The sequence below is a fragment of the Bacteroides sp. D22 genome (assembly GCF_000163675.1).
Classification (GTDB): Bacteria; Bacteroidota; Bacteroidia; order Bacteroidales; family Bacteroidaceae; genus Bacteroides; species Bacteroides xylanisolvens.
This window is the reverse complement of the sequence record NZ_GG774808.1, coordinates 135,146-143,267: the sequence shown is the minus strand read 5'-3', so window position 1 is coordinate 143,267 and position 8,122 is coordinate 135,146. Positions and strand designations below refer to the sequence as shown.

At 42.1% G+C, this 8,122-nt stretch carries 6 protein-coding genes, 1 tRNA gene and 1 pseudogene; 5 read left to right on the top strand and 3 right to left on the bottom strand.

Translation table 11 applies throughout. From position 1 onward, the window contains the following. Window positions 1–179: pseudogene (locus HMPREF0106_RS28285) on the bottom strand (DDE transposase); the annotation flags it as partial. Window positions 180–382: 203 nt separating this feature from the next. Next, on the bottom strand, window positions 383–2,581 hold the full coding sequence (locus HMPREF0106_RS10675) for a GH92 family glycosyl hydrolase (protein WP_008771280.1): 2,199 nt from the start codon (window positions 2,579–2,581) through the stop codon (window positions 383–385). A 272-nt stretch (window positions 2,582–2,853) separates the two neighbouring features. Between HMPREF0106_RS10675 and sppA the strand changes: the two genes are divergently transcribed. From sppA to HMPREF0106_RS10700, 5 genes are all read left to right on the top strand, one after another. Next, on the top strand, window positions 2,854–4,632 hold the full coding sequence (gene sppA / locus HMPREF0106_RS10680; protein WP_004316834.1) for a signal peptide peptidase SppA: 1,779 nt from the start codon (window positions 2,854–2,856) through the stop codon (window positions 4,630–4,632). Between the two features lie 10 nt (window positions 4,633–4,642). Next, complete coding sequence (lpxK, locus tag HMPREF0106_RS10685; RefSeq protein ID WP_008645059.1) at window positions 4,643–5,773, top strand: tetraacyldisaccharide 4'-kinase; 1,131 nt, start codon at window positions 4,643–4,645, stop codon at window positions 5,771–5,773. Continuing rightward, window positions 5,730–6,539, top strand: a complete 810-nt coding sequence (locus tag HMPREF0106_RS10690; protein WP_009040213.1) for a purine-nucleoside phosphorylase — start codon at window positions 5,730–5,732, stop codon at window positions 6,537–6,539. Before lpxK ends, HMPREF0106_RS10690 begins: the two co-directional genes overlap by 44 nt. Window positions 6,540–6,555: 16 nt before the next feature. Beyond that, on the top strand, window positions 6,556–7,593 hold the full coding sequence (gene thiL, locus HMPREF0106_RS10695; RefSeq protein ID WP_009040212.1) for a thiamine-phosphate kinase: 1,038 nt from the start codon (window positions 6,556–6,558) through the stop codon (window positions 7,591–7,593). Window positions 7,594–7,754: 161 nt separating this feature from the next. Beyond that, window positions 7,755–7,827: transfer RNA gene (locus HMPREF0106_RS10700), tRNA-Phe, on the top strand. A 141-nt stretch (window positions 7,828–7,968) separates the two neighbouring features. On the opposite strand, the gene HMPREF0106_RS26005 is transcribed toward HMPREF0106_RS10700, so the two are convergent. Beyond that, window positions 7,969–8,122, bottom strand: a 154-nt coding sequence (locus tag HMPREF0106_RS26005; protein WP_083787910.1) for a transposase, incomplete at its 5' end; no start/stop codon positions are given.

Sequence of the window (8,122 nt, the reverse complement as noted above, 5' to 3'; positions counted from 1 at the left end):
TTACGCCCAAAAGGAGAGGACTTCAAATGCATTTGTCGGGCCAGTTCCGAGAAAGGGAACAGAGAATGGAGGCGACCTAATTCACTCGTTGCAAAACTTTGACGATATTTTTTAAGCATATCGAACTCGGTAAAACCTAAACAAGGTTCGATTTCTGAGATTTTTTGTATCTTTACCATGTGTTTTTATTTTTAATTACCCCCGTTTTGGCCGTCAAACCGTTTTTTGGGGGGAATGCTTAAAGATACAAAAAAGGCAACTAACTCGCAATGAATTAGTTGCCTTAAATTTTATTATTTTAGGAATATCCCTACTATAAGTTATGATCCCAACCACTATTAATTAAAATCATTAGTCCCATAACAGTACAGAAACGAATTTATTACTTCATCTTGTATACCAGCGTTCCTCCTTTTACAATATCCTCATGCGAGATTGTTTTCTTCGTATATGGTTCGCCATTCAATGTAATACTATCTACATATTTATGTTCTTTCGACAAATTCTCCGCAATAATCGTGAAAGTCTTGCCATCGGCCAGATGCAAAGTCATCTTCGGCAACTGTGGAGCACCGAATACATATTCCGCACTTACCGGATCTACCGGATAGAATCCCATCGCACTAAGCATATACCAGGCAGACATCTGTCCGCAATCATCATTTCCACAAAGTCCGTCGGGTTTGTTTTTGTATTGAGTATCAAATATTTCACGAACCAATTCCTGTGTACGTTCCGGACGACCAGCCAGTGCATACAAATAAGTCACATGATGGCTTGGCTCATTTCCATGAGCATATTGCCCGATTAATCCAGTAACATCTGCCAAACTTTCACCTTCTAGCTTAACCGTAAACAATGAGTCTAATTTATTCAAGAAAGGTTTTTCTCCCCCAAACAACTGGATTAATCCTGGAACATCATGTTGTACATGCCAAGTATATTGCCATGCATTTCCTTCCGTATAATCTCCACCGACACTTTCAGAATGTGCCAACGCACTTGGGTTAAACGGAGCTTTCCAAGTTCCGTCAGCTTTGCGCGGACGCATGAACTTCGTCTCCGAATCGAAAAGATTCTTATAATAGTCAGCACGTTTCGCGAAGTAAGCGGCATCTTCCTCTTTACCCATACGACGTGCCATATCGGCAGCAGCATAATCATCATATACAGATTCTAAAGTGGAAGATACAGATTCTGCTTTTATCAGATCTGTCGGGAAATAACCATATTTCGTATAAACCTCCCAATCAGACTTCAACGGATGAGATACAGTCTGCGTCTTCTTTATTATATTGAAAGCACGTTCAGCGTCAAAGCCACGGAATCCTTTGCGATAAGCCTCGGCAATGACTGATACGCCGTGATTACCAATCATACAGAAATTCTCTTTTCCCCACAATCCCCAAATAGGCAGGAAGCCTTGCACTTCACCCTGTTCGATGAGAGAATTCACAAAACCGTCCACACGTTCGGGAATCACTAATGTATAAAACGGATGAGCGGTACGGTAAGTATCCCACAAAGAGAACGTAGAATAGAAAGCACCAGTTCCGGCTTTTACAATAGAGTCGGCGGCATTACGATACATACCGTCTACGTCCGAAATTTGATTAGGCTGAATCAATGCGTGGTAGAAACAAGTATAGAAATTTGTCTTTTCATCATCGGTACCCTCTATTTCAATACGGCTCAAATAGTTATTCCATTCATTGTGGGCGGTAGCTCTTACTCCTTCAAAATCCCAGGCAGGAATTTCTGCTTCCAAATTCTTTTTAGCCCCGTCTATGCTGGTGGTGGAAAGAGCCACTTTCATCATCAGCTCGTCTCCCGGCTGCATGTCAAAAGAGGCAATGATGCGTTTTCCTTTTTCTGTTTCGCCCATCGGAAGATAAAGTGAATCGACTACCGGACGGTTGAATTTCATCACAAAGAAATAATCTTGATTGACCCATACCGTGTTATTGACATGTCCTGTCAGTGTTTGAGCATCTTCCCAGTTCACTTCACAACTATTGACTTGTGAATGATATTGTTCTTCTCTCCATGCAGGACCATGTTGCAAGTCAATCAATATAGAGGCAGAATCAGCCTTGTGATAAGTATAGCGGTGAAGGGCAGCATGGATAGAGGCAGTCAGTTCCGCTTTTACCTGTGGATCAGAGAGCTCTGCGGTGTAATATCCCGGAGTAGCCGCTTCTTTATCTTTAGGGAAATGACTGCGATAGGCATCCCACGCACGTACACGTGTACCGGTGACCGGCATCACCAAAATATCACCTAAATCCATACATCCCGTTCCATTCAGATGTGTTTGAGTAAATCCCCAAATCAGGGAATCCTCATAAACATATTCAGAACAGTAGCGCCAACCAACTGCTCCCGTCACAGGACTGGTCTGGATCATACCGAAAGGATAACACGCGCCTGGAAATGTATGACCATTATCAGCAGCACCGATAAAGGTATTAACGTATTGAGTATAATCCTTTGTTTCCGCTTTTTCAGTCGGAGTACAGGAAGAATAGAAGAACAAGCCTGCTGCTAAAGCTGCAGCCACAAAAGGGGTTTTTCTTTTCATGGTAAATATAATGTTAAGTTAATGTCGCATTACATATGCTGATATTTATTTAATTTTTCACGATAATAGTTGTGCCACAAAATTAGAGAATTCTTCTCATTTAAAAGGATTAGATACAGACAAATATACTTAAATCTTGCAGGAAAGAAGCTTCTATTTATATCGATTCGCTGTGATAAAACAAAAATTCGTACGACTTATTGAATAAATATCAACTCAATTATTTATCTTTGTTAGCTTAATAACAAGCTGACGCAAAAACAATAAGTATAATGAAAGATTTCTTGAAATTTACACTTGCCACGGTGACAGGTATCATTTTGTCAAGTATTGTATTATTTATAATCAGCATGGTAACGCTGTTTGGCATCATGTCCGCTTCGGACACGGAAACAATCGTAAAAAAGAATTCCGTAATGATGCTCGACTTAAACGGAACGTTAGTTGAACGTACGCAAGAAGATCCGCTAGGTATTTTATCACAGTTGTTTGGTGACGAATCTAACACGTACGGACTGGACGATATTCTCTCTTCCATCCAGAAGGCTAAAGAAAACGAAAATATCAAAGGGATTTATTTGCAAGCAAGTTCACTAGGTACCTCTTATGCTTCCTTACAAGAAATCCGTAATGCACTGCTCGATTTCAAGGAGAGTGGAAAGTTCGTCATTGCTTATGCCGACTCCTATACGCAGGGGCTTTATTATCTTTCCAGCGCAGCCGATAAGGTGCTGCTCAATCCCAAAGGAATGATTGAATGGAGAGGTATCGCTTCCGCTCCCCTGTTCTACAAAGACCTGCTACAAAAAATAGGAGTTGAGATGCAGGTGTTCAAGGTGGGAACTTACAAATCTGCCGTGGAACCGTTTATTGCAACAGAGATGAGCCCTGCCAATCGCGAACAAGTGACAGCATTTATCACTTCCATCTGGGGACAGGTGACGGAAGGGGTTTCTGCTTCCCGCAATATTCCAGTAGATTCTCTGAATGTTTATGCCGATCGTATGTTAATGTTCTATCCATCAGAAGAAAGTGTTAGGTGCGGATTTGCTGATACCTTGATTTATCGCAATGATGTGCGCAATTATCTTAAAAAACTGGTAGAGATAGATGAGGATGACAATCTCCCGATAGTAGGATTAAGCGACATGATGAACGTAAAGAAGAATGTGCCAAAAGACAAAAGTGGTAATATCGTGGCTGTTTATTATGCATCCGGTGAAATTACAGACTATCCGAGTTCCGCAACTTCCGAGGACGGAATTGTTGGTTCGAAAGTCATTCGTGACCTGCGCAAATTGAAAGATGATAATGATGTGAAAGCTGTTGTACTCCGTGTCAATTCTCCGGGCGGAAGTGCTTTTGCTTCAGAACAAATCTGGCATGCAGTGAAAGAGTTGAAAACAAAGAAACCGGTCATTGTCTCTATGGGTGATTATGCCGCGTCAGGAGGTTACTATATCTCTTGCGTTGCCGACACGATTGTTGCAGAGCCTACTACCCTGACCGGGTCTATCGGAATATTCGGTATCATTCCCAATGTAAAAGGATTGACTGATAAAATCGGTTTAAGTTATGATGTAGTTAAGACGAATAAATATGCTGATTTCGGGAATATCATGCGTCCGTTCAACGAGGATGAAAGATCATTGCTTCAAATGATGATTACCGAAGGATACGATACCTTTGTCAGTCGTTGTGCCGAAGGACGCCACATGACAAAGGAAGCGATCGAAAAGATTGCCGAAGGCCGTGTATGGACCGGGGAGACTGCTAAAAAGTTAGGACTGGTAGACGAGTTAGGCGGCATTGACAAGGCATTGGATATTGCCGTGGCAAAAGCCGGTATCGAGGGCTACACCGTTGTTTCTTATCCTGCAAAACAAGATTTCTTTTCTTCCCTGCTTGATACGAAACCGACGAATTACGTAGAATCACAATTGCTGAAAAGTAAGTTAGGTGAGTTCTACCAACAATTCGGTTTACTGAAAAATCTGCAAGAACAATCCATGATTCAGGCTCGTATTCCGTTCGAACTGAATATTAAATAAACTGCCATACATGGACGAACACTTTATCAAGATACATAAGTGGCTCTACCCTGCCTCCTGGCTCTACGGAGCAGCGGTAATGATGAGAAATAAACTCTTTGACTGGGAAGTGCTCCAATCAAAGAGTTTTGATATACCTATCATCAGCGTAGGTAATCTTGCTGTTGGAGGAACAGGGAAAACTCCGCACACTGAATATCTGATAAAGTCTCTTTGTAATCAATATAATGTAGCTGTATTAAGCCGGGGATACAAACGGCATACGAAAGGCTATGTGCTGGCTACTCCGGAAAGTACGGCAAGAAGCATTGGCGACGAACCGTACCAGATGCATCAAAAATTCCCGTCTGTCACAGTAGCTGTCGACGAAAAGCGTTGTCATGGCATAGAAAAGCTGCTTGCACTGCAAAAGCCTTCAATAGATGTTATCCTGTTAGATGACGCTTTCCAGCACCGATATGTCAAACCGGGATTGAGTATTCTGTTAACGGATTATCATCGGCTGTTCTGTGACGATACCTTGCTTCCTGCAGGACGACTTCGTGAGCCAATTAGCGGCAAGAACCGGGCACAAATCGTTATTGTCACCAAATGTCCGCAGGACATCAAGCCTATTGATTATAATATTATCACGAAACGTCTGAACCTTTATCCATATCAACAGTTATTCTTCTCATCGTTCCGGTATGGCAACCTGCAACCGGTGTTTCCTATGATGGTTCCGGACACAGATACCCCTTCGGCAAACAATGAGATTGCTTTGTCCTCGCTGACAAATACAGATATATTATTGATGACCGGAATTGCCTCACCGGCTCCCATTCTTGAAAGGCTAAAAGATTGTACCCAACAAATAGATTTGCTATCGTTTGACGATCATCACAATTTCAGCCATCGGGATATCCAGCTTATCAAAGAACGGTTTCATAGGCTGAAAGGAGAGCACCGGTTGATTATTACTACCGAAAAAGATGCAACACGCCTGATTAACCATCCGGCTTTGGACAAGGAATTGAAACCATTTATCTATGCCTTGCCTATTGAAATAGAAATATTACAGAATCAACAAGATAAATTTAACCAACATATTATTGACTATGTTAGAGAAAATACAAGAAACCGCAGCTTATCTGAAAGGTAAGATGCATACCAGCCCGGAAACAGCCATTATACTTGGCACCGGACTTGGCAGTTTGGCAAACGAAATCACCGAGAAGTATGAAATAAAGTATTCGGATATCCCGAACTTCCCGGTATCTACCGTCGAAGGTCATAGCGGTAAGCTGATTTTCGGCAAACTAGGCAATAAGGATATCATGGCTATGCAAGGACGCTTCCACTATTACGAGGGTTATTCTATGAAAGAAGTGACTTTCCCTGTACGTGTGATGCGCGAATTAGGAATCAAGACCTTGTTTGTGTCCAACGCCAGTGGCGGGACAAATGCAGACTTCGAAATCGGTGATTTGATGATTATCACCGACCATATCAACTATTTCCCCGAACATCCGCTTCGTGGAAAAAATATCCCATACGGCCCTCGTTTCCCGGACATGAGTGAAGCATACAGCAAGGAACTGATTCGTAAAGCTGATGAGATTGCTAAAGAAAAAGGAATCAAAGTACAACACGGAGTGTATATCGGTACACAAGGTCCTACTTTCGAAACTCCTGCCGAATATAAACTATTCCATATCCTTGGCGCTGACGCTGTTGGTATGTCTACCGTTCCGGAAGTAATTGTAGCCAACCATTGTGGCATCAAAGTATTTGGTATTTCCGTCATTACCGACTTGGGAGTAGAAGGAAAAATCGTAGAAGTAACGCACGAAGAAGTTCAGAAAGCAGCCGACACCGCTCAACCGAAAATGACAACAATCATGCGCGAACTTATCAACCGTGCCTAAACAATTACCCCGATTTATGAGAACTGAAATAGCATCTCTCGGTGAGTTTGGTCTGATTGACCGCCTCACCGAGGGAATCAAACTAGAAAATGAATCCAGTAAATATGGAGTGGGCGACGATGCCGCCGTTCTCTCCTACCCTTCAGAAAAGCAAGTATTGGTAACAACCGACCTGCTTATGGAAGGTGTACATTTTGATCTGACTTATGTTCCCTTGAAACATTTGGGATATAAATCAGCAGTCGTTAATTTCTCCGATATTTATGCCATGAACGGCACTCCCCGGCAGATTACGGTATCTCTTGGCCTTTCCAAGCGTTTCAGCGTAGAAGATATGGACGAGCTTTATTCCGGTATTCGCCTGGCTTGCCAACAATATAATGTCGACATTGTGGGAGGTGATACTACTTCCTCCCTTACAGGGCTTGCTATCAGCATCACTTGTATCGGCGATGCCGACAAGGATAAAGTGGTGTACCGCAATGGAGCAAAAGAAACTGACTTGATCTGCATCAGTGGTGATCTGGGAGCATCCTATATGGGTTTACAACTATTGGAACGTGAGAAAGTCGTACTAAAAGGTGATAAAGACATTCAACCGGATTTCACCGGCAAAGAATACTTGTTAGAACGCCAGTTAAAACCGGAAGCACGTAAGGATATCATTGAGAAACTAGCTGCCGCCAATATTGTTCCAACCTCTATGATGGACATATCTGACGGTCTGTCATCAGAATTGATGCATATCTGCAAACAAAGCAATGTCGGTTGCCGCGTGTACGAAGAACATATTCCAATCGATTACCAGACGGCTGTTATGGCTGAAGAGTTTAACATGAATCTGACGACTTGCGCCTTGAATGGCGGAGAAGATTATGAACTACTCTTTACCGTTTCTATCGCCGATCATGAGAAAGTATCACAAATGGAAGGAGTGCGCCTCATCGGACATATCACCAAACCCGAACTTGGCTGTGCATTGATTACGCGTGACGGCCAAGAATTTGAATTGAAAGCACAAGGATGGAATCCATTGAAGGAGAATAAACAATAGTTTCTATCACTTTTCTGAAATATTTTTCATTCCATACAACACTGATAATAAGCAGACTAGCTTTTTATCAGTGTTTTTTATTTCCAGAAGGCTTGCAAAATCCAAAAGTTTCACTACCTTTGCAACCGCAAAAGAGATATTACCGGACCGAACAACCATAAGGTGCCATAGCTCAGTTGGTAGAGCAAAGGACTGAAAATCCTTGTGTCCCCGGTTCGATTCCTGGTGGCACCACAATCGATTCGGTAATAAAAAATCCCTTGAACTTTAAAAGTTCAAGGCATTTTTTATTACCTTACTTTTTGCATCTACAAACACCTATACTTTGGAGGGCTCAGTTGTAATTCTTGGGGGATTAAGTTTAGTCAATTCCCTTCATGCATATACCTTTGCTAGCCTAAAAAGGAAGAAGCTCATATCCACTACTCCTCTAAATGATGCCCTAAATGCTTTGATTTTAGCATTAAATGCTTCCGCTGCTGCATTTGTACTCCTGTTCACAAAGAAGTTCAAAATCCTTTCATAATGG

Excerpts from the sequence above, each read along its gene's own strand:
- thiL (WP_009040212.1), top strand. The coding sequence starts at position 6,556 with ATGAGAACTGAAATAGCATCTCTCGGTGAGTTTGGTCTGATTGACCGC.
- lpxK (WP_008645059.1), top strand. The coding sequence starts at position 4,643 with ATGGACGAACACTTTATCAAGATACATAAGTGGCTCTACCCTGCCTCC.
- HMPREF0106_RS10690 (WP_009040213.1), top strand. The coding sequence starts at position 5,730 with ATGTTAGAGAAAATACAAGAAACCGCAGCTTATCTGAAAGGTAAGATG.
- sppA (WP_004316834.1), top strand. The coding sequence starts at position 2,854 with ATGAAAGATTTCTTGAAATTTACACTTGCCACGGTGACAGGTATCATT.
- HMPREF0106_RS10675 (WP_008771280.1), bottom strand. The coding sequence starts at position 2,581 with ATGAAAAGAAAAACCCCTTTTGTGGCTGCAGCTTTAGCAGCAGGCTTG.